Origin of the sequence: Skermanella rosea (assembly GCF_016806835.2) — a bacterium.
Taxonomy (GTDB): domain Bacteria; phylum Pseudomonadota; class Alphaproteobacteria; order Azospirillales; family Azospirillaceae; genus Skermanella; species Skermanella rosea.
This window is the reverse complement of sequence record NZ_CP086115.1, coordinates 19,128-43,014: the sequence shown is the minus strand read 5'-3', so window position 1 is coordinate 43,014 and position 23,887 is coordinate 19,128. Positions and strand designations below refer to the sequence as shown.

Genomic DNA, 23,887 nt, shown 5'->3' with positions numbered 1-23,887 from the left:
TACAAGCCTCCTTGCGTCTGTAAATATTCGTTAGGTGTCATGGGCTATTATTATTTCATTGAACCGTCCGAAGCTTAAAGCAAGGCCGGAAATCAATATCACTCATCGCCATGACGAGGAGGTTCCTGGCCTGCGGGGTGTAGAGCGTGGGCGGGATGTCGATATCGCTCTGGAACGTGCCCTGCCCGAGCCGCTGCCCGCCGCTTTGAAACTGGTTGAAGCTGATGCCGTTATCGCCGCCGATCGCGCGGGAGGCTGCGATGGCAGCCGCCTGGCCCGCCGCATCGAGCAGCGCGATCATGGCGATGCCCCGGAAGCGCTCGAAGAAGTGCGTGTCCACTTCGCCGTCGATGCCCGCCGTGCCGAGCTGGTCGCCGATGGGTGCGCGCAATTTCACCAAACAGCCCTGCGGGGTTTCCAGCCGGGTGACCACGGCGAAGGCGCGCTTCATGCCGCGCCCCAGCGGTTCCCTGACCTGGCCGACGATCCAGGTGCCCGGGTCGAGCAGCGGCACCGTGCCCGACGTGCTGTAGACCGGGGTCGGCACCTTGCAGCGGAACGGCCCGGGCACGTCGGTGCGGATCGGCTGTTCGGTGATGCAGGGCATCGGTGTGCCCATGGTCATGAACAGGTTGCGGTCCGGCAGCATCGTCGCCACGGCGGTTTCCTGATCCTCCCCGGCGGCCAGCCGCGCGCCGAGCGGATCGCCGGCGGCCGGGGCGGCGGTAGCGGTGCCACCGCCCTGCCCTGCCTCCGTTGCCCGCGCGGCTGCGCCGTCTGCCTGCGCCTGGAACTGCGAGATATAGACGGGCCGTGACGGCGTAACGCTCGGCAGCGTGAAGTTCCGGCCGGTCGGTACCGGCACGCCGGGCGGTGGAAGCGCGACCGGCGTCGGTGGCGGAGCCGGAACCTCGCGCGGTATCGGCACGAAGGGTCCGCCGATCTCGCCCACCTTGTCGGCGGTCGGGGCGCGTTCGTCGCCGCGGTCCCTGGTGTCGGGGGATTGCGCCGTGAGCCAGCCGATGCCGACCAGCGACACCCCGGCCAGCAGGGTGAAGCCCAGCTTGCGCCAGCGCGACATCGGCCGCCGCCCGGAAACCGGCGAAACCTCGCCATCGACGGCAGAGGCGGGCGGCGCGGTGCGGCCGAACATCAGTCGTTCCTCCGCGATAGGCGCGACACGCCCGGATCGACCGTGCCGGTGCCGGGATTGCGCCCGACCGGGTCATAGGCGCGGTTGGCGATGCACAGCACGGCGTCGCCGTCGCGCAGGCGCATCATCGGCACCACGCCCTGCAGGATCAGCATGTTCCCCCGCAGTTCGGGATCGGGCACGGTCTGCTGGCCGATGACGCCCTCCTTGCCGTCGGGCAGAACCTGGAAGGCATGCGGGACACGCCGGTTGCCGGGATAGCGCAGATAGGTGCGCTGGCCGTCATCCCACATCTCAGAGGGAGCAAGCGCAGCGCGGTCGGCTTCGGTAGCCTGCCCGTCATACGCGGTGTTGCGGCGGATCGAGGAGAGCGAGATCGTCTGCAGCCGGTCGGCGGCGCGCTGCGCATCGCGCTTTTCCTTCTCGGCCCGCCATTTGGCGTTGCGCACCAGCTGCTCCGTTTCCGGGTCGGTGAAGCGCACCGAGAACATCGTATCCGGGGTGTCCTGCGTCAGGTCGCCGGGGCGGGTCAGGATCTCGAAGACATGGCGCCGGAACTCCTGCTTGCCGGTGACCGGATTGCTCCAGCGGCCGATCACCAGGAAGGGCTGCGGCTCCAGATGGCGCAGCGCCTTGATGGTGAGGAACTGCGTTGGATTGTCGGCACCGCCCGGCACGGCGGTCATCAGGTTCGGATCGCTGGTCGCGTCCTGCCCCGCCGCGGCGCGCTCCGTCGCTCCGGTGCCCGAGATGATGCCGTTGTCGCTGGCGCCGACGAAGAACACCGTCTCGGTCGGCGGCAGTTCGATCGTCACCGTGGCGCCGGGCGCGAGATAGACACGCACGATCTGGCCCGCCTTGTAGGCGATGCAGCGCTCCCTCGGGTCGGGTCCGCAGGGAGCGGGCAGCTCGGCGGCCTGTGCGGTGGTAGCTAGAAAGAAAGCGAGAAAGGCCAGTCGTTTCATCGTGAGACCCCTTCCCGCTGCGCTCCGGGATACTCGACCACCTGGATCAGCGGCGCGTTGAAGGTCCAGCGCTGCCACATCCGATCCTTGGGCAAGGGCACATTGCGCAGGATGCGGACCGTTACGGCGTAACGCACCGGCGGCTTCGCCGGGCCGCCGGGAGGTGCCTCGACGCGGTCGAACCAGAACCGGTAGGCGGGCGGCGGACCGTCGCAGCCCTCCGGCGGGCAGACCGCCGCCCAGTTGACGTAGCGGGCTTCCACCGTCGTGCCGTTGCGGTAGATGCGTGCGGGACTATCCGGGTTTTCCCTGCGGAACCAGGCCTGGAACTGCTCGCGCACAGCGGGAGAGGACATGGCGGACACCACGGTCCACGCCCATCCGGCATTGCCCTCCGACCAGCTTTCCCGCTGCTGGACGTAGTTCCAGACCACGTTGACGGTCGTATCCTCCTGCACTTCCCGAGGCAGGCTGGCCCATTCCAGCGTGTTGACCACCGTGCCGTCGCTACGCTGGTAGACGATGACGGGCACCGGCTTTTCCAGCGGCAGCATGACGGCGATCGCGGTGGCCTGTGCGCCGCAGACCGCGAGCAGCACCAGGTTGGTCGCGGCTCCGGTCCAGCGCCTGATCCGCTCGCGCCGCGTGATGCGGGCGGCTTCCGCCCGGCGCTCCTCATAGAGGCGCTGCAGCTCGGCAGCGGGCAGGACGACGTCGCCGATCAGATCCTCGGCCCGGCTCGACATCTCGTTCATGGTTTCCCCGCCGTCTGCTGGGTGGGCACGTTGATGGCGAACGGCTCGCCGCGACAGGCTGGTGCGTCCTGCGTCGAGGAGCACGCCGCGAGCAGCGCCACGACGAGGAGGAAGAGCAGGAGATGCAGGATGAAGCGGGACATGCAGCGCATGGGTCAGGCCCTCCCGGTGTAGCGGCCGAGCGCCGCGCCGAGGCGGGCAGCGCGTGAGACGGTGGCGGTGGCCATGCCGGCGGCACCGGCGCCGATCCCGCCGAGCATCCCGGCGGTGACGGCGGCCCCGGCACCCACGCCGGAGCCGATGGAGATGGCGGAGGGCAGCGCGACCATGAGCAGCGCGCCCATCCAGAACACGCCGGTCAGCCCGGCCATGTTGTTCAGCATCTCGTCCACGCCGATGCCGGGATCGTTCTGCATGGCGCGCAGACGGGCATTCATCACGATCAGGATGATGCGCAACAGGATCGAGGCGGTGAGCTGGAGCATGGTCAGGCCGACCAGCTTGCCGATCCACTGCTCGACATAGCCGCGCGTGTGGCGGAACAGGTAGAGGATGACCAGGAACGCGCCCATGCAGATCACGAGCGCCATGAAGACCCGGCTGATGTACCAGATGATGAAGCAGACCCAGAGCGCCAGCAGGATCAGCAGGGCGAACAGCCAGACGAGGGCGCGGTCCATGATGTGCGACCAGCCCGTCGCCTGGCCGAGGATGAAGGCGCAGAAATGCATGACGGCCGACCACATCACGTCGAACTGCTGGGCCGAGTTGACCGTGATGCGCGGACCGTTCAGCGAGAAGGCGATCTGGTTGGGCAGGTCGGTGAAGAACAGGTCGCGGACATAGTAGTTGTAGTTCGTCGACTGGATCAGCGCGCCGATCGCCATGGCTTTCAGCGCGGCGGAGGCGAAGCTCCAGCCATCGGTCTTGTGATACATCATCAGGATGCCGGTGCCCGCGACATAGAGCATCAGCGCCACGCGCAGCTGCGGCATGGCCCAGTCGAGCCCGGCGCTGATGGCGGCGTCCATGCCCTCCAGCAGCGAATTGTCGAAGGCCTCGGCGGCGCTGGCGAAGACGCTTTCAAGCGGCACGGTCTTTCCCCTTCGCGGGCGGGGGTTTGGCGGGCTTGGCGACGGGCGGGAGCGGCTGGCCGAGCCGCCGCGTCGCCGCGGCCTCCGCGTTCTGGCATTCCGGCGTCTGGGCCAGGCGATGATCCGCGTGGCAGCGCGTAAGCATCTCGCGCAGCGCGGCGGGATTGGCCTGGAACCAGGGAATATCGTACTCGGCGACGGGCACCGCCGCGCCGCCGAGCTGGGCCGCCAGAAGCAGGGCATGGAGCGCGGTCACCGCAGGTCGTCCGTGATCGGGGCAGTGCGGGCCAGCAGCATGTCCGCGCTCTCCCGCTGCATCTGCTCCGCCCGTTGCTGCGCAACCCGGTCATCGGAGGCGAGCAGCAGCCGGACGTTCTCGATCTGGGCGCGGTGACTATCGAGGTTCTGTTGCTCGATCGCGATCAGGCCGTTGACGGCAGCGACTTCGGTGACGTCCCTGGCCGACTCCAGCCGGGCCTGAAGGATGGCGAGATTGGCCAGATGGTCCTGCGCCTCGAGCGCGCCCGCGGCCGCCATGGCCTTGGCGTTGCTGGTGACGCCCTTGCGGCGCTCCATTTCCTTGCCCCACCTGTCGAGGACGGTCGAGGCGTAATAGGTGTCGTAGGAATTGAAGTACCCTGCCCTGCCCCACAGGTTCGCCACGTCCGACATCAGGTCGGGAATGGCGTTCGCTTCCGGCAGGTAGTTGCGCGTGACGCCGCCCAGCGCATAGGCGGCGCTGGAAAGGTCGGTGATATGGGCGAGTGCGTTATAGGTGGCGACGAGCTGCTCGTACTGGCGCTGCATCGCGGCGAGCTGCTCCACCCACTGGGCCAGTTCCTGCAGGCCCTGCACGTCCTGCACCGGATCGTAGACGACCTCGAAGGCATGGGCGGGGGCGCTCAGCGCCAGCAGCGTCACGCCGGTCATCAGCAGCTTTTTCATGCTCGGGCCTCCTTGTAGCGGTTGCGGTATTCGGCCCAGATCAGCTCCGGGTCGGTCGTGCCCAGTTCCTTCGCGATGCGGTGCCACAGCGCGGAGCGGTTCGGGTCGGACGAGAGAACGGCGATGTGCTCGGGATGCCGCTGCAGCGGCGCGCGGGCGATGAAGCTGCCGTCCGGACGCTTCACCATGAAGGTGCCGTCCCCGGCCTTCAGCATGCTCTGCACCACCGCCTCGATCTCGCCGGGCGTGCAGTGGAGCACGTCGCGATAGACCGCCTCGTCGGCGTAAGGGTTGGGAAAGAGCAGCTTGGTCGGGCAGTTGGCGAGCAGCGCCTTGCCGACCGGATGGTTCGACAGATCCTGCGGATGATGGACCGCGAACCACAGCAGGCCGTTGCCCTTGCGCAGCTCGCGGGAGAAGGCGTCGAACCCCGCCGCGAAGCGCTCGTCGGGCAGATAGCTCGCCCCTTCGTCCACATAGACCGCGCCGCGCACGCCGCGCCCGATCTTTTCCCGGATGCGGTAGAGCTGGTACGCCGCCGCCGGCGCGCGCACCGTCGCCATGTCGTCGGGCAGGATCTCGGTATTGTCGATGCCCACCACGCCCGCTTCGAGCCGGATGGCATCCTCCGGCCCGTCGAACGCCCAGCCGAGTGCGCCGCCCCGGCACCAGCGCTCCAGCCGTGCACCGGTCGAGTCCTTGCCGTGATCGAGGAACATGCGCAGGCCGCCGAGCCAGCGGAGGCCGGGCGGACGGCGCAGCAGGAAAGCGATGCCGGTATCGATGCGCTCCAGCTGGTCGGGCGGCGGCTCGCCCTTGCCGTCGGCCATGATGAGGCCTTTGACGAACTCGGCCAGCCAGGAGCGGGCATCGTCCGTGTCGCCGAGCGCCTTCAGCGGGGCCATGCCGCTGTTCTGGCCGCGCCGGATGCGGACGTAATAGCCGTGGCGCGCCAGAACGCTCAGCTCGTTGGAGCCATCCTTGTCGAGGATGACGGAGATGCCGCCTTTGTGCGCCAGCGCCTGTTCCAGCAGCGTGTCGAAAAGGCCGATGAAGGTGGACTTGCCGTAGCCGGTCGGGCCGATCAGCACGGTATGGCCGACGCGCCGGACGTGCGGATCGTAGTCGTGCGCCGTGTTGCCCGACGTGACCAGGCGCAGGACGGGATGGTCCCAATGCACCGCGCCCCCGCCGCGCGGGAAGCCGCACAGCGAGGAGAACGAGCAGAAATTCATCGCCTTCACCGTGCCGTGCCGCGCCCGCAGCAGGGACGGCGCGCCAGGCACCTGCGCCCAGTAGGCGGGAAAGCAGCCCAGCGCCTCGGGCGAGGCGGCAAGGTTGCTGGTGTTGGCGAGCAGGCTCTTGATCTCGCCTGCCGCCTTGTCGAGCGCTGCCATGCTGTCGGCATGCACGGCCAAGCTCCAGTGATGGTCGCCGACGATGGCGCGGCCGGACTGCACGTCGTCCATCGCCTCGTCCAGGCCTTCGCGCAGCGAGTGCGCCCGGTCGCCGGCGTTCATCATGCGGCGCTGCTGCAGGGCCATGCGGTCCGTCGCCGCGGCGGCGCTGCGGTAGCGGAACGAGTTGGTCATCACGATGCGGTGCGACGAGGCGAGAATGCCGTCCAGGACGTGCGGGCGGACCATCTCGGGATAGTCGCGGAACCCGAACAGCAGGCCGAAGGTCGAGCCGCCCGGCTGAAGCACCTCGAAGCCGCGCATGCCGCAGATCACGCGGTCGGTGTAGATCACGCTCGCCAGGGAGCCGTGCGGCACCGGCACCGGCTGCCAGCGGCCATAGAGCACGAGGCGCATCGCCTCGCCGATCTCGCTGTAGGGTACGCCGTCCTGGAGCCGCATGCCGAGGCGCGCGGGGCGGTAGTCGCGCAACATGGCGATCAGCGCGGCCGCCTTCTCCTCGGCCTGACGCACCAGTAGCTCGTCGCGCTCCGCCTCGCCGCCGCGCAGCCGGTTGAGCAGCCCTTCCAGCGGACGGGGATGGATCAGGACGGTGAGGAACCAGTCACGCGCCATCAGCCCGTCATCCAGACCCCGGTGATAATCCCCGGCCAGCTGGCGGGCATAGGAGGAGCGGAACTGGCCGAGGCGGAACGGATCGACGCGATCGTGCGCGACGTGGTGCTCATAGATCGTGACGTTGGTATCGGCGAGCGCCCGGATCGCCGCGTGCCGGCGGCGCCGCTCGGCGTAGCGTGCCGCCTCGTCGAGCAGGGTCAGTGCCTTGCCGTCGAGCCGCAGCATCGCGACATGGGTACCGTCCTCGAGCAGCACGATCTCGTCGGCGATGTGCCCGTGCCACGGCAGGTACTCGTCGGCGGGCTTGTCGGTCAGGATGAACTGCTCGCGCAGCCGCTCAAGGGCCATGGCGTCTCCTCCCCTGCCGCAGGCGTGCGGGCAGCGGGCTGCAACTCGGCCCGCCCCAGCGCCCCCGGTCCAGCGACAGCAGGCTCGTGCGCAGCCAGGCCAGTCCGACATTGATGCCGTACGGATCGTGCGCCACGGCGAGATAGGCGATGCCCCAGCACGGGCCGACGACGGAAACGGCCCAGAGCACGCCCTGCCAGCCGGTCACGTTGGTCTGGATCACGTAAGCGAGCCCGACCAGCGCGACGGCAAGCGGCATGGGCAGGCCGAGGAAGCGCACGGGACGGGTCGCGCCGACATGCAGCGTATCCTCCCGGATCATGCGCTCGTCGTTCAGATCCATGGCTCAGAACCCGAAGAACCCGGCGATCTGCGCATAGTTGGCGAAGACGAGCCCGCCGGCGGCGACCAGCCCGACGATGCCGAGCGAGACGCGGGCGCACAAAAGAAAGAAAGCTACCAGCAGGATGCCGGCGTTGAGCATCGGGCGGCCGATCGTGGTGACGACCCAGTTCAGCAGGCTCTGCGCCTGCCCTCCTCCACCCGCCTGGGCGTGCGCGAGCTCGGGCATCAGCAGGATGACGGTGGCGAGAACGGCGGCGGCGGTGGCGAGGCGCTGCGTGGCGATCATTTCGGTGGCTCCTGAGAGGAAGAGGCGCGGCGAAGACACTGCTGGTAGGCCGCCACGGCCCATCCGTCCCATGACGGCGGCGGCGGGCCGCAGGGATTGGGAGGCGGCGGTTGAGACGGCGGTAAAGGGGCGGGTGGAGCGGCCTGCCGGATCGCGGGCACGACCTGGTCGGCGGCGTTCCAGACGCGGGCCGCGTATCCGTTGCGGATGCCGCGCGCCGGATGGCCGGTGTTGTAGCGGCTGGCCATGCAGCGCAGGCGGTCGAGCTGGCTGTCGCAGCGCTGATAGGCCTCGACTAGGATCATCCCCCCTGCCCTTACCGATTCGGCGGGATCGAAGGCGGACTCCACGGTCAGGCCGGTTCGGATCAGGTTGGCCGAGTTGATCTGCATCAGGCCGAGATCGAGCGAATGGCCTTTGGCCAGCAGCGAGCGGGCCAGTGCCGCCGCTTCCGTTGCAGTCGCGGGCGCGTAGCTGCGGCGCTCGGTATTGCTGTGGATGGCCAGCGGGTCGAGCGCGCTTTCCGCGTAGGCAAACGCAAGAACGGTTTCCGGCGCAACTTGCGGGGCGTGAGCCAGCGCGATTTGTATGGCAACGGTTAACGGCAGCGGAGGCATCGGCAACGCCCTGGTGTCTATGCAAAATTACTGGCATGGCGAGAAATAAAAAGTTGTCTCTATCAACAACTACACACTCTGCCAGTACGATTTACCGCCACACCCTATCATTCGCCTTCCGCTGGCAACAATGTCCCGTTGTGGGTGCAGATTACCCGGGCGGAAAGGTTATGGAACAAAACAGCAACAAGGCGTCACAGTTGCGCCACAGTTCGGCTAGGGCGATAACGATGGAGGCAATAGAACTTCAGGACCCGATGTCGCCTCAAGCCCGCTGGCCGGTTATCGGCACGTCTGTCTCAGGAATAGCGGCCGAAACGTGGGATGCCTTCCACCAGCAGGCCGAACGCGCAGGGTTGACCTATCGTGAGGCGATAGAGGTGGCGGTCCGCGACCTTGCCGCAGCGGTGCGGGCCGGTGAGGCGATGACATGGCCACACGCGACGGGTGGCAAGAAACGGCCGGTGCAGATCCACCACGAAGCCCATGATGAGGTGAAGGCGGTGGTGGCGCTTACTAAGATGCGCCAGAACGTCGTGTTCCTCGCCGCTATCGAGCGGTGGATGAAAAAGGAAGAAAGCAGCGATTAGATCTTCGACGCTCGCTCATTCTACCCATCCGGGTTGCAAGGATGATGCTACATTCCGGGTCCACAAACCAAGGTCGCAAGGGGAGTGGATATCACCGTTTATACGAGCAACTCGATATGGCCGTTTCCCCCAGCTATATCGCTTTCATTCTCCCCACAGGTCTGCATAAATTGCCCCGCCCGTATAACAAGAAATCCTGGGAATGTATGACCGAAGTAGTTTCCTCAGCCCCGCTCCAGGCTCCCGTAGCGCCTTCAGCGCCCGAACCGGTTGTCCGGCAGTCGCAGTCGCACCTTGGGCAGTTTATGACCCCAAAGCCGGTTGCCAAGTTCATGGCCGGGCTCTTTACGCGTCCATCTCAGGCCGTCCGGCTACTTGACGCTGGGGCCGGTCTCGGCGCCCTCACCGCGGCTTTCGTGAAACGCTGGCGCGAGCAAGAGGAAAGGGGAACGCTGTCGGTCCACGCCTACGAGGTGGATGCAGCCATCTTGAAAGAACTCCGGGCCAATCTCGGTCCGGCCGCTGTTGGTCCGGATGTCGAGGTCACGATCTTTCCAGGTGACTTCATCGAGCAGGCTGCCTCGATGATCAGCCTCGACAAAGGCCCCCGGTATACGCATGCCATCCTGAATCCCCCGTACAAGAAGATCAATACGGCTTCGGCCCATCGTCAGTTCCTGCGCACCGCCGGGCTTGAGACCGTGAACCTTTATTCAGGTTTCGTCGGCCTCGCCCTCGAGTTGCTCGAACCCGGCGGCGAGATCGTCGCAATCATCCCGCGCAGCTTCTGCAATGGGCCTTACTACCAGCCTTTCCGTCGCTTCATCATGTCCCGCGCCGCCATTCGCCACATCCACCTGTTCGAGGCGCGGAACAAAGCATTCAAGGACGACGGCGTCCTACAGGAAAATGTCATTATCCGCCTTGAGCGCGGAGCATCTCAGGGGCCGGTAACCATCTCGACGTCCGAGGACGACAGCTTCACCGATTACCACGAGAAGAGCCTGCCGTTCGCCGAGATCGTCTTCCCCGACGATGCCGACCAGTTCATTCATATCCCTACCGGTGAGGAGGGTGACCTCCTTCAGACGACCGCCTTCACTCACCAACTGAGCGCCCTCGGACTTGCGGTCTCGACAGGACCGGTCGTTGACTTCCGCATGAAAGACGACCTCCGCGCCGATCCCGAGCCTGGCACGGTGCCACTCCTCTACCCAGGCCATTTTGCCGGTCACTCCCTTGAATGGCCGAAGCCCGGGTTCAAGAAGCCCAACGCTATCCGCAACACCCCCTCCACCAAGAAATGGCTCTTCCCGAGCGGTTTCTATGCCATCGTGCGCCGTTTCACGTCGAAGGAGGAACGCCGTCGCCTCGTCGCCTATGTCATCGACCCGGCCGCCTTCAATACCACTGCGATCGGCTTCGAGAACCACCTCAACGTCTTCCATGAAGGCAAGAAGCCGCTTGGCGAGGACATCGCGCGCGGGCTTGCCGTCTACCTCAACACCACCATGGTCGATCAGTATTTCCGGCGCTTCAATGGCCACACCCAGGTCAACGCTACGGATCTGCGCTCGCTGCCCTATCCCAGCCGGGAGATCCTGGTTGCTCTCGGGGTATGGGCACGCTCGACCGACAACCTCACCCAGACGAACATCGACCTGAAAGTAAGTGAGTTCGCGTGACCACCACCCATGTTGAGACGGCCCGCCAGATCCTGGCGGATCTCGGTCTGCCGCGTGCGCAGCGCAACGATCGTTCAGCCTACACCCTTTTGGCACTGCTGGATCTGGTCCCGGATCGCCCTTGGAGCGACGCACGGGCGCCCTTGATGGGTATCACGCCCATCATGGACTGGACCAAGGAGCACTATGGCAAGGCATATGCGCCAAACACTCGTGAGACGTTCCGGCGCCGGACCATGCATCAGTTCGTGCAGGCCGGCATTGCCCTCTACAATCCCGACGATCCTAATCGGGCGGTGAACAGCCCCTACGCCGTCTATCAGGTTTCACCCGAGGCGCTGGCCCTCCTGCGCACCTACGGCACTCCGGAATGGGATACCGAGCTTGCAAAGTACCTCGGGCTTTGGGAAACCCTTGCGGACCGCTACGCGCGCGAGCGCGATATGCAGAGGGTTCCCGTGCGTGTCGCGACCAACCAAACGATCCAGCTTAGCCCCGGCGAACACAGCGAGCTGATCCGCGCCATCATCGAGGAGTTCGCACCCCGCTTCGCTCCGGACGGCGTCCTGATCTATGCCGGCGATACCGGCGACAAGATGGGCTATTTCGATCGCGACGGCCTCGCGATGCTGGGCGTGACCGTCGATAACCACGGCAAGATGCCGGACGTGGTCATTCACTATACCGAGCGCAACTGGCTCCTCCTTGTCGAGTCTGTCACCAGCCACGGGCCGGTCGACGCGAAGCGGCATGAAGAGCTTGTCCGGCTCTTCTCGGGATCTTCCGCTGGCCTCGTCTATGTGACGGCGTTCCCGACCCGGGCCACCATGGCGCGGTATCTCGCCGAGATCGCCTGGGAGACCGAGGTTTGGGTGGCCGACGCGCCGACCCACCTCATTCACTTCAACGGTATCCGGTTTTTAGGGCCGTACGCGGACGTCCATCGTTAAGCCCGCCGCGCCGATGGTCCCTTTCCTGGGACGCGTCATCGGTTGACATGCTCTAGCGCCGCATCTCCTTGTGGACGTCGGCGGCCAGTACGGGGGTGGCGGTGCCACCCCTGCGGCTCCCCTACCCCGTTCCAGGAATCGAGCGCGGCCTTTGCGGCATCGTAGCCGTGATAGCACCAGCGATCTTCAAAGCCGTAGTAGTCACCGATCTGACCCACGATGATCGCGTGAGTAAAGAGCAGCGGATAGATGCAGGCATAGGTGCCGTTCCCGATCGGGCGAGCATCCAGGTAGCCGCACCCGTGCAGGTGCATGGCGAACGTCAGGTCGATGTCGTCATCTTCAGTCACCCGTCCGGCCCCGTGTCTTGGCACCGCTGGCGAAAGTCGAATTCGCAGGCGCCGGTTTTGGAGACCGGGCCGCCCCCACGGGCTCAGCGGTACAATGAAGTTATTTAAGTTAATCATTTTATAGTTGCACTTCCCGATATAAACAAGTAATAAACAATCAACTATGGCAAATAAATAATTGATGATATATGACAAATAAAAAAGGAAGTGCTGATCTTGTTGATGTATATGTTGGAAATAGGCTTAAATTACGCCGCATCGCGCTTGGGATAAGCCAGCAGAAGCTTGCCAGTGAGGTAGATATTACTTTTCAACAAGTGCAGAAATACGAAAGCGGCAAGAACCGGATAAGTGCCTCGCGGTTGCACCGGTTCGCGCTGGTCATGGGCGTGCAGATCGGCTGGTTCTTCGATGGACTGGACGAGGCGACCGACGCTCCCGGCGCGCCCCGCGAGGCGTTGGTCGCGATGCAGCTCTACGGCTCGATCCGGGACGATCAGGTCCGGCTCTCCCTGCGCAAGCTGATGCAGAGCATCGTCGCAGCACAGAAAGAAAGTTAGCAAGAAAGCTTTCTATAAAGAAAACATTCATTCCATAGAGGTTCACATGACAACGATTTCACAAGGCAAGAATTTAGTTCGCAAAGTATCCATCGCGGTCGGCGTCTTCCTGACGCTGGTCGTCGGCCTCCTGGCCTCCCAGCTGTTCCAAACCAACAACGCGGGCTATGTCCAGGTCAAGCAGGCGGCGGGCAGCGGCCAGATGTCTGTACGCACGCAGCCGGGCGTCTACCTGAAGATGTTCGCCGACATCCACGAGTACCGGATCTCCGACGTCTACGACTTCAACGCCGAGGACGAGCGCATCCCCGTGCGCTTCAATGACGCCTCGACCGCCTTCGTTTCGGGCCAGATCAAGTTCCGCTTGCCCATGACCGAGCAGGACATCCTGAACATCCACCAGGATTTCCGCTCATTCGAAGCGGTGCAGAGCGACCTGGTGCGCCAGGTCGTCGCCGCCAGCCTCAAGCAGTCGGCCACCCACTTCGGGGCCGAGGAAGTCTACTCCACCCGCCGCTCGGACTTCATCAACCTCGTGAACGAGCAGATCAAGAACGGCATTTACGCCACCGAGTACGAGGAGCGCTGGCGCAAGGACGAGGACGGCAACAGCTTCATCGAGCGCCTAGTGAAAGTGCGGCTGCGCGAGGACGGGAAGCCCTTCATCGCCGAGCCGAGCACCTTTGATCGCTACAACGTCGAACTCGTCCAGCTGGTGATCAACGACATCGACTTCGACGAGAAAACCGACGAGCTGATCGCCAAGCGCAAGGAGGCCGAGCAGGAGCAGGTGGTCGCCAAGGCGAACGCCGAGCGTGCCAAGCAGGACGCCATCACCGCCCAGGAGCGCGGCAAGGCCAACGTGGCACAGGCCGAGGCGGAATCCCTCGTGGAGAAGAAGCGTGCCGTCATCGCGGCTGAGAAGGAACGCGAGGTCGCCGAGGAGCAGGCGCTCAAGGCGGAGGAGGAGAAGAAGGCCATCATCGCGCGCGGCGAGGCCGAGGCGCGTGCCAACGCGCTGAAGGTCAGCGCGGGCCTCACCCCGCAGGAGAAGGCCCAATTCGCGAAGGAGACCGCGATCGGTGTCGCCGCCGAGCTGGCCAAGGTCAAGCTGCCGGGCCTCATGGTGATCGGCGGGCAAGGCCAGTCCGGGCAGGTAAATCCATTCGACGCGGTCGGCTTGGAATCATTCATCCGGATCAGCAAGGGCCTGAGCAAGGGGGCCGCCAATGAGTAAGCTGGTCGTCTACCTGGTGGAGTTCTCAATCGGCCTCGTGCTGCTGTGGCTGCTGTTCAAGGCCTTCTTCTACCTGGTCATGCCGCGCGGCGTCAGGAACGCCGTCGACATCCGCAGGACCGGAGAGCGTTATGAGGCGGAGCTGCGTTCCATGGAAGAAGCTAGTAAGAAAGATAGCTAGCTTTATGCAACATGGCTGGAAGCATGACACGCTGCTGAAGGATCTTGAGGCGCATCTCCTGGTCGGCGGAACGCGGCTGGTCTGGACGGACATGCAGCTCGGCCCGGCCGGATCGCCCCGTCCAGACGTCTACACGGTGCCGCCCTCCTTTCGGAACTTCCATCCGCTGGCCTACGAGGTGAAGATCTCGGTCGCGGATTACCGCCGCGACGTCACGGCGGGCAAGTGGCAAAGCTATCTGCGCTACGCCTCCGGCGTGATCTTCGCCGTGCCGAAGGGACTTATCGGTAAGGCGGACCTGCCTCCCGGCTGCGGCCTCATCGTGCGTGGCGAGGAGGGCTGGGCCACCGTGAAGGCCCCTACCCTTCGCTCCGTCGAGAACCTCCCGATGGACGCCTGGATCAAGCTGCTGATCGACGGCATCCAGCGCCAGAGGACCGCGCCCGTGGCGGAGCGCCCCTCCGACGCTTGGAGTATCCACCAGCGCCTGCGCAAAGCCGTCGGCGAGGACGTTGCGGCCTTGGTCGCCGACAGGTTCCGTGCACGGGTCAGGTTCAAGGAAGCCACCAACAAGCTGGAGCAAGCGGCTACCGAGGCCGTCCGTGCCCGCGAGAGGCTCCTCAAGGAGGCGAGGGAAGGTGCGGAGCGCGATGCTCGCTTGCTGGATGAGTCGCGCGCGGAGTTGGCAAGAGCACTTGGCCTTGCGCCGGACGCAGCGGCCTGGGCGATCTCCAACGCCTGCCGGGAGGCGGCTCGGCGGTTGGCGGGCGACTGCGAGGTCGAGCGCCTGCAGGCGTGCTTCCACGAGATCAGGCGGACCCTTGAGCGGGCGGACAACCCGCTGCCCGCCATCGCGAGAGAGCCGGCTACGTTGCCAGGGCAGTAGAAAGCTGGCTTTCTTTCTAGATAGGTTGGCTCTGCAATAGCCCCTGCAGCCGGTCGATCACGGCCGCGCAGAGCATCGCCCGCCCGGGGTTCGTCGCCTGTACCCGGACACCCTCGTCGAACAGCAGATGCACCAGCCGCTCGGGTTGGCCGAGCCGCCGCGCCAGTTCCCGGAACTCCGGATCGTCGGCCTGCGCCGACTGGATCAGCGTCTCCACGGTGTCGATCATCGTCGCCTCCGGCTTGAAAGAAAGGTAGCTTCCTACCTCACTCGTCCTCGATCCCCATCTCGCGCAGACGCGCCTGCGCCCATTCCTGAAGCGCCGTCTCGATCATGTCCTGTTTCTTCACGCCCAGCCGCCGGGCGAGCCAGTCCACCTTGACCATCAGCCGCTCGGGCAGCTTGGCGTTGAGCTGGACGCGCAGGTCGTCTCGCACCATCGGCTGGTGCCACGGATATTCCTCGCGCGGGGCAGGGGAGGGCGCCGCGGCGGTGGCACCTGAAATGAACTCCTCCGGCGACTGCTTCTTGCCGGGCATCTTGATCGCCATCATCGCCCTCCGAACAGTTCCTGGTGAACGAACGAGATCTCGGTGCAGGCCTTGGGGTCGCGGCTCGACATCTCGGATACGGCCAGCCCCTCGCCGCTGCAGTTGTTGAAGGCGGCCCGGAAAACCGTCATGGCGTTCATCAGCGTGAAGCGCGGCATGTCGGCCAGCACGGCGGCGGCCTCCTTCTTGGCCCGGTCCTTCGCGGTCGGCGGCACCTGGCTCAGCACGATCATCGCCTTCAGGTTTTCGTTGTAGGTGTCGGCCATGCCGATCACGTCGGCCATCTTCTGGAGCGTCCAGAAGTCGAAGCTGCCGGGACGCAGCGGCAGCAGCACGATGTCGGCCGCCAGCAGGGCGGAGCGGAACTCGTGGCTGTCGGCGCCGCCGGCGTCGACGACGATGTCCTCGTAATGCTTGGCCTGCTCGCGCAGGTCGGTGTGGACCTTGGGCCCGCGCAGCGAGATAATGGGCACCTGCGGCACCGGCTTGTCCTTGCGCATGTCCATCCAGGTCGTCGCCGTGCCCTGCGGGTCGGCATCGACCAGCAGCACGGACCGCCCGGCGGTCTTTCTGGCCACGGCCAGGTGGGTGGCGATCGTGGTTTTACCCACCCCACCCTTCTCGCCGCCAACGATCACGATCACCCCGACCTCCTTAGCTATCTTTCTTTCAAGCAAGCTTGCCAGCTTTCTTTCTATCATTCAACGGATTGCGGTCGGATCATCCTTCGTAGGGTGGGCCATCCCGTCAAAGTGACCCGTTGATTCCCGTGCGGTCAGTAGGAGAGATCGTCCTCGGAGATCAGGAGGTCCAGCACGCCCTGCCGAGGGGCGGCGTGGACGTAGTGGTAGCGGTAGCCCTTGATGCGCCCGCTGCCGGTCTGTTCGCAGCGCCACTCGGCGAGGCCGCCCGCCGCGACCATATCGTCGAACGCCTGCCGGGTTTCCTCGCGCAGCTTGACCTTCTGCCGGGTGGTCAGGGAGGCGTACTCAAGGCCGGAGAGCTCGGCGACCGCCTCGACGTCGATCCAGGAGTAGCTGTTCTGGGAGTCGATCGCCGGCCACAGGCTCTTGGCGTAATCGGACTTGAGCTTGAAGTAGACCTCCGAATCAACCGAGACGAGGGTCTTGGTCTCGAACATCTCCTTGACCCAGGCGCCGTAGCGCACACGCACGGGAGAGTCCAGCTCGATGCCGCTCCATTCGATCTCGTTCAGCAGGTTGTCGCTGAAGCCCGGCCCGGCCAGCCGCCCGCGTTTGGAGGCCGCCTGGTACTGGTCGAAGGTGCCGGTATAGACCCGGAAATTGACCTTGCGCATCTCCTCGAAGGTCCGCAGCACCGTGCCGAGGTTGTTGACGTGCGCCGTGCGGCCGGTGGCCTTCAGGATTTCCCGCCACGTCGTCAGCGTGTGATAGTAGATCAGCGTCGGCTTCGGCGCCTTGAGGCCGACCGCGCTGATGTTGGGGTTGTAGAGGGGATTCGGCTCCTCGGTTCGCTTGGCACGCAGCTTGAACAGCGCATAGAGCGCGTCGCGGTGCTGGGTGCCCAGCTCCCGGCCGCTGACCTCCACCACGGTGTGGGGCCGGAACTCGTAGACGCGCTTGAAGTTGCTGTCGGTGACGAGGTTCTTCTTTCTCGGGGCAAATGCCGCCGTGCGGGCCAGCTTGGACGGCATCACGGCCGGGGAAGTGCGGCCGCGGCGGTTCTGCTGCATTCTCTCGAAGCGGTCGAGGCGCTTGCGTTCCCGATCGGTCAGATTGTCGCTGGGCATCCCGTTCCCCGAAAAGTGACCCGTCCATTCCAGTTCCAGCGGTGAGCCGACCGGCGGCACCGAGACTAACGTGGGAATCGGCGGGGTAAAAGCGGGAAATGAAGGGTCATTTGCCGTCAGGCCGCTGCGCGTCTGTGGAAAACCGCAGAGCACGCGGGAATCGACGGGTCAGAAACGGGAACAGACGGGTCAGGATTCGGAATCAACGGGACATCGTTGGGAATCGACGGGTCACTTTCCCCCAGCAACCTATTGATCAAAAAAGGTGAATTCCACAAAGACTCTCTGAATAGACAGTCTATAGACATTCAAAGAGGCGGCTCTGTGGATAAACGAGGGCTGGCGTCTATGCCATAAAAAGCTTGGCAGGAGCTAAGCGCGTTGGGCCAGAAGCTGCTCGGTGCCCGCGATCTGGCACTGGTGGACGTGGAAGGATTCCATTTCGGAGCTGCCGCCACCGTCGCGCACCGCGGCGCGCAGTTCCTCGGCAGCCTTCTCGAAGGACCGCAGCGCCAGCAGCTCGGACTTGCCATAGCCGCGCAGGCGGCATGACAGCACGACCGACCAGAGATCGGCCACCTCCTTCTCAGCGCTGAGAAACCGCGTGCGCCACGCCTCGTGCTCAGGGTCTTCAGCCATCGCCCACGTCTTCCCCGAACAGGACATCAAGAACGGCCAGGTCGACCACGATAGGGCCATCATAGGGCTCGTGCTGCGGGCAAGGCTCGTTGTTTGTGTGCATCTCGGCCGGAGCGCCGAGAAGGTCCATGGCCGCCATCATCGCCCCCTGCCGTTGGTCTTGTCGCGCTCCATCCAGGGCTTCATCTTGTCGGCCCAGCCGGCTTTCCTGCGCTCGCCGGTGTCGATCGCATGGGACACGAACGTCCCGCGGCCAAGGTCGTTCGCCGCTTGCTCGATGTCGATGCTGTAGACGAGGCCGGCCAGAAGATCGCCATGGTCGCCGCCGATCCTCACGTTCTCCGCAAGGGCGGCCTGCTCGTCCTTCAAGGCCTCGACGATGCCCTGGCGGTTCCCTTCGCGGGCCATGCCCTGGATCTGCGCGAAGCGTTCCCGGATTCCGGCCTCGTTGCCGTTGCGGATCATGTTTACGAACTGGCGGGTAATGTCATTCGTCCATTCAAGATCATGCATATACGTCCTTCTGCGGTTACAAATTAACTTCGGTTCACAAGATCGGCCCAAGCGGGCCGGGACGATCCCGCTCGCGCTCCTGCCATTTCTTCCGCTGCTTCTCCTGCGGGCCGTGCCACAGCAGCTCCCACACCACCTTCGAGGCGAGCACCCCGGCCACGCCCGCGATCATCGCCACCGTAGCCTTCGACATGCCCGGCAAGGCGGAGCCGACATGGAGGTCGTCCTTCTTCACCACGGGCCCTTCAGCAGCCCCGCATAGCCCGCGCAGAGCCAGATCGCCGCCCAGGCCAGCAGGATGAAGCGGCGCGTCGAGAGGATCCGCATCATGCCGGGCCCGCCTCGGACAGCGTCACGCTCTGGCCGTCCTCGGTCAGGCGCACCCCGGCGCCCAGCAACACGCCGGTGATCCGCTCCGCCACGGCGTAGTGGCCACCCTTTTCGTTCAAGAAGCGCCAGACCGTCGAGCGGTGACGCCCGCATTGACGGGCCAGCCAATCGTTGTCCCGGTTGATCATGCCAAGCGCGGCCCGAGCGAGCCGCGGAGACAACACATATGTGAATGACCTCTCCCTGAAGGAAGCGGCTTCCGGCTTCACAGGCTCATGCGGCACAGGCGGTCTCCCGCGTGCGCCGTCTTACTGTGCCTCCACCGGCAGAAGCGGGCATCCCACCCGCCAGCAGTCTGAGACCTTCTGCCCGGATGTTCCGGGCGGCATTGATGTCGCGGTCATGAACCGCGCCGCAGGAGCATTCCCACCGCCGCACGCCGAGCGGCAGGCTGTCGCGAATTGCCCCACACTCCGAGCAGGCTTTGCTCGACGGATACCAGCGATCCACCCTGACGAACGCCTTGCCCTCACGTTCGGCCTTGTAGGCAAGCTGACGGGTAAATTCCCCCCAGCCGACATCCGAGATGGCCTTGGCGAGGCTGCGGTTCCTCGCCATGCCCTGCACGTTCAGGGATTCGACGACGATCACTTGGTTCTCGTTCACGATTCGTCGGGACAGCTTGTGCAGGTAGTCTTTGCGCGCATCAGCTACTCGCTCATGCGCTCGGGCAAGCAGACGGCAGGCCTTGGCCCGTCCCCTGCTGCCTTTCACCTTGCGGGAAAGCTTGCGCTGCTTCCGCTTCAGGTTCTTCTCCGCCCGCGCGAGGTGACGGGGGTTCGAGAACTTGGAGCCGTCGCTGGTGACGGCGAAATCGGTCAGTCCGAGGTCGATGCCGATGGCCTTGCCGTCCGTGGACACGGCGGACATGGGCCGGTCATCCTCAGTCAGGATGCTGGCATGGAAGCGGCCCGATGGGTTGCGGCTGACGGTCACGCTCTTGATGCGCCCGACAATCTCGCGGTGGACGACGCAGCGCACCCAGCCGACTTTCGGCAGATAGATACGGTTGCCATCCAGTTTCACGCGCTGAGGATAGCGGATCGACTGACGTCCGCGCTTGGACTTGAAGCGCGGGTAGCGGGCGCGTTTGGCGAAGAACCCTTCGTAGGCGGCAGCGAGGTTCTGAAGCGATTGCTGAAGCACCTGCGCGTCGGCATCCTTCAGCCATTCCATCTCCTGCTTCAGTTTGGGCAGTGCTGTGGAGAGCGCGTGATAACCCAGCCCTTTCCCCGTCTCGCGGTAGGCGGTCTGGCTGGCCTCAAGCCCGTGGTTCCAGACAAAGCGTGCGCAGCCGAACTGAACGGCCAGCTTTGCGGCTTGAGCGCCGGTGGGGTACAAGCGAATCCTGATGGCTGAAAGCATAGAGTTAGATTATAGGATTGTTTACCTAAGTCTGCAAGCGCCTTATATCCTCTCCCTCAAGGAAGAGGTTTTACGGCGATGTGGATAAAGAAACGGTAAGTAGATTTTTGTTGATTTGATCTAATATTTGCGTATTTCTAAAACCACAAACACAAAACGTCAACAGATTTTATTCGAAAAGGAGTTTTGCATGACGGATAACTTAGACCAGGATTCATTCGGCTGGCGTCAGGTCTTGCCGGAACTGACGGAGTTCGCCTTTAGCATCATTTTTGTCGCGTGGGTCGTCTGGAGCATCGCCACTTCCGGCCTTCCCGGGGGGACGCAGTGACGTCCCGGGAGAAGGTGCTGGGCTTTCTCAGGGCGCACGGCTGGGTGTTCGTCATCGTCACGGTGCTCACGCTGATGCTGGTCGTGACCGACGCGCTGAGGCCGAAACTGCCGACCTGGTACACCTACGAAGCCGCTCCCGATCGCAGTCAGGAGCACTGGCTCGCGTTCGACTGGCGCGTTTGAAAAACACACAACCCGAAGGAAAACATAAGATGAGTATCGCCGATGCCCTACCTGAAAGTCTCTCACTTTACCGGGCGATGCTGACCCAGCTTGCATTAATGGGTGCCTCATCGCTCCTCTCGCCATTGCCGTGGATGATCTGCGTGCCGAGAACAAGGAGCTGAGGAAGCGCATCGAGCAGCTGGAGCACGGCCGCAAACCTGCTCCACGCCGCATCGAGATGGCCTGCGAGACGGGCGGCAGCGACCTCGCCGCGGCAGGCGTATGATCCCCGAGCGACCGAAGTTCAGCGACACGCCCATTTACCAGCGGCTGAAGACGTTTCATGACGATCCGAACCGCCCCTCCGTCAACAGCGCACACCTCTCGCCCCGCGTCGTCGACCAGTTCTGCCTGCACCACATCGGCAAGCTCGAGCAGGAGAACGCCATGCTCCGGGAGGCGCTTGAAATGCTGAAGCGGGATGTCGCCGATTTGCGGAGGAGGGTGGGGTGATCGACTATGCCGCCCACGATGAGGATCCCGGCGATGCCGCCGGCATCTACCGGCCGGTGCGCGATCTCGATCCGCAGGAGCATGCCCGCCGGGCGGCCCTGTGGCTTTCGGTGCTGATGTGCGCCGTGTCCGATGCGCGGGGCGACATCCCGCGGCACGACTACGCGGAGGTAGACGACAGCAAGCACGCGATGCAGGCGACGGCCCGTGACTGGCTGCTCGGCTTCGGCGCCAACTTCCGCCGTGCCTGCTGGCTGGCGGGCGTCGAGCCCGCATACGTGCGGCGCATCGTCGAGCAGGGCCATCTGGATGCTGTCGGGCAGGGAAGGCGACCGTGAAGCTTAGGAGAGCCGCGCGCCGGCCTGCGCCCCGCTGGACGGCGGCGGAAGATGCCGCCCTGACGAAGGGGGTGCGGGAGAGGCTGACGTTCATGGCCATCACCGAGCGCCTGCCCGGCCGTTCGGCGAATGCGCTGGAGGCGCGATACTGTATCCTGTCCCAGGTCGATCCCACGCTGCCCCCGCCGCCGCGCCCTGACCGTCTGGACGGCAAGGTGCCGGTCATCGAGAGGACGCCCGTCGAGCCGGTGACGTTCAAGGATGTGATCGACAAGCTGAAGGAGATGGGCCACGCCGTGCGGATCATCGATCACAACGGTCAGCGCCGGTACGAGATTGACGGCAAGAGGGCAGGGGTGCCGGAACTGTTCGAGCTGGCCGGGGCCGTCAGGCCGCGCTAGGCGCCGAGGCTGCGGACGCCACCGCGCTCGAACCGCCAGCCCTCCCGGCGCATGGCTTCGTCGATCTTGCCAAGCGTCTCCTCACTGACTTCGCGGCCTTGAACCCAGTCGAAAATCGGCGGCTGTGAGACACCCACAATCCTCGCAAATCCTGCCTTCGTAAAACCCATAACGGCTACAATGGCACGCCTCTGCTCCAGTGTTGCAGTAGAACTATTTATTTTATGTTTCATAAAAACATTTTACTTGACGAAATTGTTATATAGTTTATGTTTCCTAAACTAAAGATTATTACTTGTAAAGCTTCTTTCATTGGTTAGTAGTTATGTCATTTACTCCAAGTTCTTTTGCCTGTTCAAACGAAGCCCGCGACGCCGCCGAGGCCCATCACGCTTTCATGACATTGAAGGTTCTGGAGGGCATCGCGTTCAACGTGATCGGCCAGATCAGGCAGCACGTGAAGTCCCACGGCGAGAAAATCGACGCCGCGACGTTCGATGAGGTCGTTGGCGGGCTGGAGAAGGCCTTCGACGATGTCCGCAAGGACTGCGAGGTGCGTCGCCACGAGTGCGCCGTCCGTGACAGCGCCATCCAGAACATGATCGCCAGCCGGTCGGAGCTTCCGGCGGAGGTGCTGGCATGAGCGCGAACAACCTCGATCTCTGGAACTCCGTCGCGAAGACCGATCCGGCGCACACGAAATACGTCAACCAGCGCGGCGGCTTCACGTCCATCGACAGCTACTACCAGATCCAGCGCGCGACGGAGCAGTTCGGTCCCCTTGGTCTCGGCTGGGGCTACGATGCCGACTACGTCTTCCACGAAGACTTGATCGCCTGCACGCTGCGGCTCTGGTACGTGCTCGAAGGCAAGCGCTCCGAGGCCTTCCCGGTCACCGCGATGAACCCGTGGCGGGAACTCGACAAGAGCGGCAAGGTGCGCTTGGACGACGATGCGGCGAAGAAGGCGCTGACCGACGCCATCACCAAGGCGCTGTCCTATCTGGGCTTCAGCGCCGACGTGTTCATGGGGCTCTACGACGACAACAAGTACGTCGCCGGACTGAAGCGCGAATTCGCCGAGGCGGGACAGAAACCGAAGGCGGCCGCTAAGGAGGCCGCGACGAAGTCGACCGGCTTCACCCGCGCGCAGTGGGAGGGCTGGGTCAAGAAATACACCGACGGGCTCGCGGAGTGCATGCTGCGTGGCGACCTGATGGCGTTGCTGAACGACGCGAGCAAGAGGGAAGGGCTGGCCAAGCTGAAGGCGGCGCACCTCGACCTGTACGACGCGGTGGTCCGCGAGCAGATGCGCAGCGCCTCCATGATGGAGTTGACGCCGGAGGAGTTCAAACCCGATCCGGAGGCCATGAGGCGCATCCTTGCCGCCGACAAGGAAGCCGTCTCCGGCATGGGAGGCGTCGCATGAGCTACCTGCAGAAAGAAGCCATCGCCGTTGCCAAGCTGAAGCAGGTCATCACCGAGGCCGGCCACGACGATCCCGAGCTGATCGCCGGGATGATCGAGGGCAGCACAGAGTTCCGGGAAATCATCGGCACGCTGTTCGACCGCCTTGCCGAGGCGGAGGACATGACGGCGGCGCTCGCCGAGCGCAGCAAGGCGATTCAGGCCCGCAAGAAGCGCTACGAGGGCCGCATCGAGGCGATCCGCAACATCATCTTTGAGGGCCTGGTGCTGGCGGACGAGCGCAAGGTCGAGCTGCCGGAGGCCACCTGCGCGCTGACCGCGGCGCGGCAGTCGGTCGTCATCACCGACGAGGCGGCGCTGCCCGACGATTGCGTGAAGATCGAGCGCAAGCCCGACCACACGACCATCAAGGCGAAGCTGGACGCGGGGCAGGCGGTGCCCGGCGCCACGCTCAGCAACGGCGGGCAGACGCTCACGATACGCAGGAATTAACCGCAA

General features: G+C 64.5%; 37 protein-coding genes and 1 tRNA gene. 15 read left to right on the top strand and 23 right to left on the bottom strand.

The window, feature by feature from the left end:
• Positions 1-55: 55 nt before the first annotated feature.
• The 11 genes from JL101_RS35530 to JL101_RS35480 are packed head-to-tail and all read right to left on the bottom strand — an operon-like array spanning position 56 to position 8,544.
• On the bottom strand, positions 56-1,153 hold the full coding sequence (locus tag JL101_RS35530; protein ID WP_203101613.1) for a TrbI/VirB10 family protein: 1,098 nt from the start codon (positions 1,151-1,153) through the stop codon (positions 56-58).
• Positions 1,153-2,118: a TrbG/VirB9 family P-type conjugative transfer protein gene (locus tag JL101_RS35525; protein WP_203101611.1), complete on the bottom strand. Its 966-nt coding sequence runs from the start codon at positions 2,116-2,118 to the stop codon at positions 1,153-1,155. The genes JL101_RS35530 and JL101_RS35525 overlap by 1 nt, the downstream gene beginning before the upstream one ends.
• Positions 2,115-2,873 carry a VirB8/TrbF family protein gene (locus JL101_RS35520; protein ID WP_203101610.1) on the bottom strand — a complete coding sequence of 253 codons (759 nt, stop codon included), beginning with the start codon at positions 2,871-2,873 and terminating at the stop codon, positions 2,115-2,117. Before JL101_RS35520 ends, JL101_RS35525 begins: the two co-directional genes overlap by 4 nt.
• A complete protein-coding gene (locus JL101_RS35515) occupies positions 2,870-3,025 on the bottom strand; it encodes a hypothetical protein (RefSeq protein ID WP_203101609.1) in 156 nt (51 codons plus the stop codon). The genes JL101_RS35520 and JL101_RS35515 overlap by 4 nt, the downstream gene beginning before the upstream one ends.
• Positions 3,026-3,028: 3 nt before the next feature.
• Complete coding sequence (locus JL101_RS35510) at positions 3,029-3,967, bottom strand: type IV secretion system protein (protein ID WP_203101608.1); 939 nt, start codon at positions 3,965-3,967, stop codon at positions 3,029-3,031.
• A complete protein-coding gene (locus JL101_RS35505) occupies positions 3,957-4,223 on the bottom strand; it encodes an EexN family lipoprotein (RefSeq protein WP_203101607.1) in 267 nt (88 codons plus the stop codon). Before JL101_RS35505 ends, JL101_RS35510 begins: the two co-directional genes overlap by 11 nt.
• On the bottom strand, positions 4,220-4,912 hold the full coding sequence (locus JL101_RS35500) for a type IV secretion system protein (RefSeq protein WP_203101606.1): 693 nt from the start codon (positions 4,910-4,912) through the stop codon (positions 4,220-4,222). The genes JL101_RS35505 and JL101_RS35500 overlap by 4 nt, the downstream gene beginning before the upstream one ends.
• Positions 4,909-7,296 carry a VirB4 family type IV secretion/conjugal transfer ATPase gene (locus JL101_RS35495; RefSeq protein WP_203101605.1) on the bottom strand — a complete coding sequence of 796 codons (2,388 nt, stop codon included), beginning with the start codon at positions 7,294-7,296 and terminating at the stop codon, positions 4,909-4,911. The genes JL101_RS35500 and JL101_RS35495 overlap by 4 nt, the downstream gene beginning before the upstream one ends.
• A complete protein-coding gene (locus tag JL101_RS35490) occupies positions 7,286-7,639 on the bottom strand; it encodes a VirB3 family type IV secretion system protein (protein ID WP_203101603.1) in 354 nt (117 codons plus the stop codon). Before JL101_RS35490 ends, JL101_RS35495 begins: the two co-directional genes overlap by 11 nt.
• 3 nt (positions 7,640-7,642) lie before the next feature.
• Complete coding sequence (locus tag JL101_RS35485) at positions 7,643-7,927, bottom strand: hypothetical protein (RefSeq protein ID WP_203101590.1); 285 nt, start codon at positions 7,925-7,927, stop codon at positions 7,643-7,645.
• Positions 7,924-8,544 carry a transglycosylase SLT domain-containing protein gene (locus JL101_RS35480; RefSeq protein ID WP_203101588.1) on the bottom strand — a complete coding sequence of 207 codons (621 nt, stop codon included), beginning with the start codon at positions 8,542-8,544 and terminating at the stop codon, positions 7,924-7,926. Before JL101_RS35480 ends, JL101_RS35485 begins: the two co-directional genes overlap by 4 nt.
• A gap of 170 nt (positions 8,545-8,714) precedes the next feature.
• On the opposite strand from JL101_RS35480, the gene JL101_RS35475 reads away from it, so the two are divergent.
• The 3 genes from JL101_RS35475 to JL101_RS35465 all read left to right on the top strand — a co-directional run bounded on the left by JL101_RS35475 (position 8,715) and on the right by JL101_RS35465 (position 11,769).
• Positions 8,715-9,134: a hypothetical protein gene (locus JL101_RS35475; protein ID WP_203101584.1), complete on the top strand. Its 420-nt coding sequence runs from the start codon at positions 8,715-8,717 to the stop codon at positions 9,132-9,134.
• Positions 9,135-9,466: 332 nt separating this feature from the next.
• Positions 9,467-10,819 carry an Eco57I restriction-modification methylase domain-containing protein gene (locus tag JL101_RS35470; protein WP_203101582.1) on the top strand — a complete coding sequence of 451 codons (1,353 nt, stop codon included), beginning with the start codon at positions 9,467-9,469 and terminating at the stop codon, positions 10,817-10,819.
• Complete coding sequence (locus JL101_RS35465) at positions 10,816-11,769, top strand: BsuBI/PstI family type II restriction endonuclease (RefSeq protein ID WP_203101573.1); 954 nt, start codon at positions 10,816-10,818, stop codon at positions 11,767-11,769. The genes JL101_RS35470 and JL101_RS35465 overlap by 4 nt, the downstream gene beginning before the upstream one ends.
• Positions 11,770-11,804: 35 nt before the next feature.
• On the opposite strand, the gene JL101_RS35460 is transcribed toward JL101_RS35465, so the two are convergent.
• Positions 11,805-12,119, bottom strand: coding sequence for a hypothetical protein (locus tag JL101_RS35460; RefSeq protein ID WP_203101572.1), 315 nt, complete (start codon positions 12,117-12,119; stop codon positions 11,805-11,807).
• An 18-nt stretch (positions 12,120-12,137) separates the two neighbouring features.
• A tRNA-Trp gene (locus tag JL101_RS35455) sits at positions 12,138-12,210 on the bottom strand.
• 97 nt (positions 12,211-12,307) lie between these two features.
• Between JL101_RS35455 and JL101_RS35450 the strand changes: the two genes are divergently transcribed.
• The 4 genes from JL101_RS35450 to JL101_RS35435 are packed head-to-tail and all read left to right on the top strand — an operon-like array spanning position 12,308 to position 14,983.
• On the top strand, positions 12,308-12,679 hold the full coding sequence (locus JL101_RS35450; RefSeq protein ID WP_203101571.1) for a helix-turn-helix domain-containing protein: 372 nt from the start codon (positions 12,308-12,310) through the stop codon (positions 12,677-12,679).
• A gap of 46 nt (positions 12,680-12,725) precedes the next feature.
• Positions 12,726-13,916, top strand: a complete 1,191-nt coding sequence (locus JL101_RS35445; RefSeq protein WP_203101570.1) for an SPFH domain-containing protein — start codon at positions 12,726-12,728, stop codon at positions 13,914-13,916.
• On the top strand, positions 13,909-14,097 hold the full coding sequence (locus JL101_RS35440) for a hypothetical protein (protein WP_203101569.1): 189 nt from the start codon (positions 13,909-13,911) through the stop codon (positions 14,095-14,097). Before JL101_RS35445 ends, JL101_RS35440 begins: the two co-directional genes overlap by 8 nt.
• 4 nt (positions 14,098-14,101) lie before the next feature.
• Positions 14,102-14,983, top strand: coding sequence for a hypothetical protein (locus JL101_RS35435; RefSeq protein WP_203101568.1), 882 nt, complete (start codon positions 14,102-14,104; stop codon positions 14,981-14,983).
• A gap of 16 nt (positions 14,984-14,999) precedes the next feature.
• Here JL101_RS35435 and JL101_RS35430 read toward each other — a convergent pair whose 3' ends face one another.
• The 10 genes from JL101_RS35430 to JL101_RS35385 all read right to left on the bottom strand — a co-directional run bounded on the left by JL101_RS35430 (position 15,000) and on the right by JL101_RS35385 (position 20,212).
• Entirely contained in the window at positions 15,000-15,212 is a 213-nt protein-coding gene (locus tag JL101_RS35430) for a hypothetical protein (RefSeq protein WP_203101567.1), read from the bottom strand.
• Positions 15,213-15,249: 37 nt separating this feature from the next.
• Positions 15,250-15,537 carry a ribbon-helix-helix domain-containing protein gene (locus tag JL101_RS35425; protein ID WP_203101566.1) on the bottom strand — a complete coding sequence of 96 codons (288 nt, stop codon included), beginning with the start codon at positions 15,535-15,537 and terminating at the stop codon, positions 15,250-15,252.
• Positions 15,534-16,178, bottom strand: coding sequence for an AAA family ATPase (locus JL101_RS35420; RefSeq protein WP_203101564.1), 645 nt, complete (start codon positions 16,176-16,178; stop codon positions 15,534-15,536). Before JL101_RS35420 ends, JL101_RS35425 begins: the two co-directional genes overlap by 4 nt.
• Before the next feature lie 131 nt (positions 16,179-16,309).
• Entirely contained in the window at positions 16,310-17,305 is a 996-nt protein-coding gene (locus tag JL101_RS35415) for a hypothetical protein (protein ID WP_203101562.1), read from the bottom strand.
• A 372-nt stretch (positions 17,306-17,677) separates the two neighbouring features.
• A complete protein-coding gene (locus tag JL101_RS35410) occupies positions 17,678-17,944 on the bottom strand; it encodes a hypothetical protein (protein WP_203101560.1) in 267 nt (88 codons plus the stop codon).
• Entirely contained in the window at positions 17,937-18,086 is a 150-nt protein-coding gene (locus tag JL101_RS35405) for a hypothetical protein (protein WP_228435689.1), read from the bottom strand. The genes JL101_RS35410 and JL101_RS35405 overlap by 8 nt, the downstream gene beginning before the upstream one ends.
• Entirely contained in the window at positions 18,083-18,457 is a 375-nt protein-coding gene (locus tag JL101_RS35400; protein ID WP_203101555.1) for a hypothetical protein, read from the bottom strand. The genes JL101_RS35405 and JL101_RS35400 overlap by 4 nt, the downstream gene beginning before the upstream one ends.
• A 34-nt stretch (positions 18,458-18,491) precedes the next feature.
• Positions 18,492-18,692 (bottom strand): hypothetical protein, encoded by a 201-nt coding sequence (locus tag JL101_RS35395; protein ID WP_203101553.1) that lies wholly within the window; start codon positions 18,690-18,692, stop codon positions 18,492-18,494.
• A 91-nt stretch (positions 18,693-18,783) separates the two neighbouring features.
• On the bottom strand, positions 18,784-18,975 hold the full coding sequence (locus JL101_RS35390; RefSeq protein WP_203101551.1) for a hypothetical protein: 192 nt from the start codon (positions 18,973-18,975) through the stop codon (positions 18,784-18,786).
• Between the two features lie 85 nt (positions 18,976-19,060).
• The gene (locus JL101_RS35385; protein ID WP_228435688.1) at positions 19,061-20,212 is read right to left on the bottom strand and encodes a transposase; all 1,152 of its coding nucleotides are present in this window, start codon (positions 20,210-20,212) and stop codon (positions 19,061-19,063) included.
• A gap of 345 nt (positions 20,213-20,557) precedes the next feature.
• Between JL101_RS35385 and JL101_RS35380 the strand changes: the two genes are divergently transcribed.
• The 8 genes from JL101_RS35380 (at position 20,558) to JL101_RS35345 (ending at position 23,881) form a co-directional block, all read left to right on the top strand.
• Positions 20,558-20,728: a hypothetical protein gene (locus JL101_RS35380; RefSeq protein ID WP_203101547.1), complete on the top strand. Its 171-nt coding sequence runs from the start codon at positions 20,558-20,560 to the stop codon at positions 20,726-20,728.
• Positions 20,729-20,858: 130 nt separating this feature from the next.
• Positions 20,859-20,996 (top strand): hypothetical protein, encoded by a 138-nt coding sequence (locus JL101_RS35375; RefSeq protein WP_203101545.1) that lies wholly within the window; start codon positions 20,859-20,861, stop codon positions 20,994-20,996.
• Positions 20,993-21,223, top strand: coding sequence for a hypothetical protein (locus JL101_RS35370; RefSeq protein ID WP_203101544.1), 231 nt, complete (start codon positions 20,993-20,995; stop codon positions 21,221-21,223). The genes JL101_RS35375 and JL101_RS35370 overlap by 4 nt, the downstream gene beginning before the upstream one ends.
• The gene (locus JL101_RS35365; protein ID WP_203101543.1) at positions 21,220-21,561 is read left to right on the top strand and encodes a hypothetical protein; all 342 of its coding nucleotides are present in this window, start codon (positions 21,220-21,222) and stop codon (positions 21,559-21,561) included. Before JL101_RS35370 ends, JL101_RS35365 begins: the two co-directional genes overlap by 4 nt.
• Positions 21,558-21,962 carry an SANT/Myb-like DNA-binding domain-containing protein gene (locus JL101_RS35360; protein ID WP_203101542.1) on the top strand — a complete coding sequence of 135 codons (405 nt, stop codon included), beginning with the start codon at positions 21,558-21,560 and terminating at the stop codon, positions 21,960-21,962. The genes JL101_RS35365 and JL101_RS35360 overlap by 4 nt, the downstream gene beginning before the upstream one ends.
• A gap of 397 nt (positions 21,963-22,359) precedes the next feature.
• Positions 22,360-22,605, top strand: coding sequence for a hypothetical protein (locus JL101_RS35355; protein ID WP_203101541.1), 246 nt, complete (start codon positions 22,360-22,362; stop codon positions 22,603-22,605).
• Positions 22,602-23,390: a hypothetical protein gene (locus JL101_RS35350; protein WP_203101540.1), complete on the top strand. Its 789-nt coding sequence runs from the start codon at positions 22,602-22,604 to the stop codon at positions 23,388-23,390. The genes JL101_RS35355 and JL101_RS35350 overlap by 4 nt, the downstream gene beginning before the upstream one ends.
• Positions 23,387-23,881, top strand: a complete 495-nt coding sequence (locus tag JL101_RS35345) for a siphovirus Gp157 family protein (RefSeq protein WP_203101539.1) — start codon at positions 23,387-23,389, stop codon at positions 23,879-23,881. The genes JL101_RS35350 and JL101_RS35345 overlap by 4 nt, the downstream gene beginning before the upstream one ends.
• Positions 23,882-23,887 lie beyond the last annotated feature (6 nt).

Coding starts and splice junctions, on each gene's coding strand:
- JL101_RS35530 (WP_203101613.1), bottom strand. CDS start 1,153: ATGTTCGGCCGCACCGCGCCGCCCGCCTCTGCCGTCGATGGCGAGGTT.
- JL101_RS35525 (WP_203101611.1), bottom strand. CDS start 2,118: ATGAAACGACTGGCCTTTCTCGCTTTCTTTCTAGCTACCACCGCACAG.
- JL101_RS35520 (WP_203101610.1), bottom strand. CDS start 2,873: ATGAACGAGATGTCGAGCCGGGCCGAGGATCTGATCGGCGACGTCGTC.
- JL101_RS35515 (WP_203101609.1), bottom strand. CDS start 3,025: ATGCGCTGCATGTCCCGCTTCATCCTGCATCTCCTGCTCTTCCTCCTC.
- JL101_RS35500 (WP_203101606.1), bottom strand. CDS start 4,912: ATGAAAAAGCTGCTGATGACCGGCGTGACGCTGCTGGCGCTGAGCGCC.
- JL101_RS35495 (WP_203101605.1), bottom strand. CDS start 7,296: ATGGCCCTTGAGCGGCTGCGCGAGCAGTTCATCCTGACCGACAAGCCC.
- JL101_RS35490 (WP_203101603.1), bottom strand. CDS start 7,639: ATGGATCTGAACGACGAGCGCATGATCCGGGAGGATACGCTGCATGTC.
- JL101_RS35485 (WP_203101590.1), bottom strand. CDS start 7,927: ATGATCGCCACGCAGCGCCTCGCCACCGCCGCCGCCGTTCTCGCCACC.
- JL101_RS35480 (WP_203101588.1), bottom strand. CDS start 8,544: ATGCCTCCGCTGCCGTTAACCGTTGCCATACAAATCGCGCTGGCTCAC.
- JL101_RS35475 (WP_203101584.1), top strand. CDS start 8,715: ATGGAACAAAACAGCAACAAGGCGTCACAGTTGCGCCACAGTTCGGCT.
- JL101_RS35470 (WP_203101582.1), top strand. CDS start 9,467: ATGGCCGGGCTCTTTACGCGTCCATCTCAGGCCGTCCGGCTACTTGAC.
- JL101_RS35450 (WP_203101571.1), top strand. CDS start 12,308: ATGACAAATAAAAAAGGAAGTGCTGATCTTGTTGATGTATATGTTGGA.
- JL101_RS35445 (WP_203101570.1), top strand. CDS start 12,726: ATGACAACGATTTCACAAGGCAAGAATTTAGTTCGCAAAGTATCCATC.
- JL101_RS35440 (WP_203101569.1), top strand. CDS start 13,909: ATGAGTAAGCTGGTCGTCTACCTGGTGGAGTTCTCAATCGGCCTCGTG.
- JL101_RS35435 (WP_203101568.1), top strand. CDS start 14,102: ATGCAACATGGCTGGAAGCATGACACGCTGCTGAAGGATCTTGAGGCG.
- JL101_RS35430 (WP_203101567.1), bottom strand. CDS start 15,212: ATGATCGACACCGTGGAGACGCTGATCCAGTCGGCGCAGGCCGACGAT.
- JL101_RS35425 (WP_203101566.1), bottom strand. CDS start 15,537: ATGATGGCGATCAAGATGCCCGGCAAGAAGCAGTCGCCGGAGGAGTTC.
- JL101_RS35415 (WP_203101562.1), bottom strand. CDS start 17,305: ATGCCCAGCGACAATCTGACCGATCGGGAACGCAAGCGCCTCGACCGC.
- JL101_RS35410 (WP_203101560.1), bottom strand. CDS start 17,944: ATGGCTGAAGACCCTGAGCACGAGGCGTGGCGCACGCGGTTTCTCAGC.
- JL101_RS35405 (WP_228435689.1), bottom strand. CDS start 18,086: ATGATGGCGGCCATGGACCTTCTCGGCGCTCCGGCCGAGATGCACACA.
- JL101_RS35400 (WP_203101555.1), bottom strand. CDS start 18,457: ATGCATGATCTTGAATGGACGAATGACATTACCCGCCAGTTCGTAAAC.
- JL101_RS35390 (WP_203101551.1), bottom strand. CDS start 18,975: ATGATCAACCGGGACAACGATTGGCTGGCCCGTCAATGCGGGCGTCAC.
- JL101_RS35385 (WP_228435688.1), bottom strand. CDS start 20,212: ATGCTTTCAGCCATCAGGATTCGCTTGTACCCCACCGGCGCTCAAGCC.
- JL101_RS35370 (WP_203101544.1), top strand. CDS start 20,993: ATGATCCCCGAGCGACCGAAGTTCAGCGACACGCCCATTTACCAGCGG.
- JL101_RS35355 (WP_203101541.1), top strand. CDS start 22,360: ATGACATTGAAGGTTCTGGAGGGCATCGCGTTCAACGTGATCGGCCAG.
- JL101_RS35350 (WP_203101540.1), top strand. CDS start 22,602: ATGAGCGCGAACAACCTCGATCTCTGGAACTCCGTCGCGAAGACCGAT.
- JL101_RS35345 (WP_203101539.1), top strand. CDS start 23,387: ATGAGCTACCTGCAGAAAGAAGCCATCGCCGTTGCCAAGCTGAAGCAG.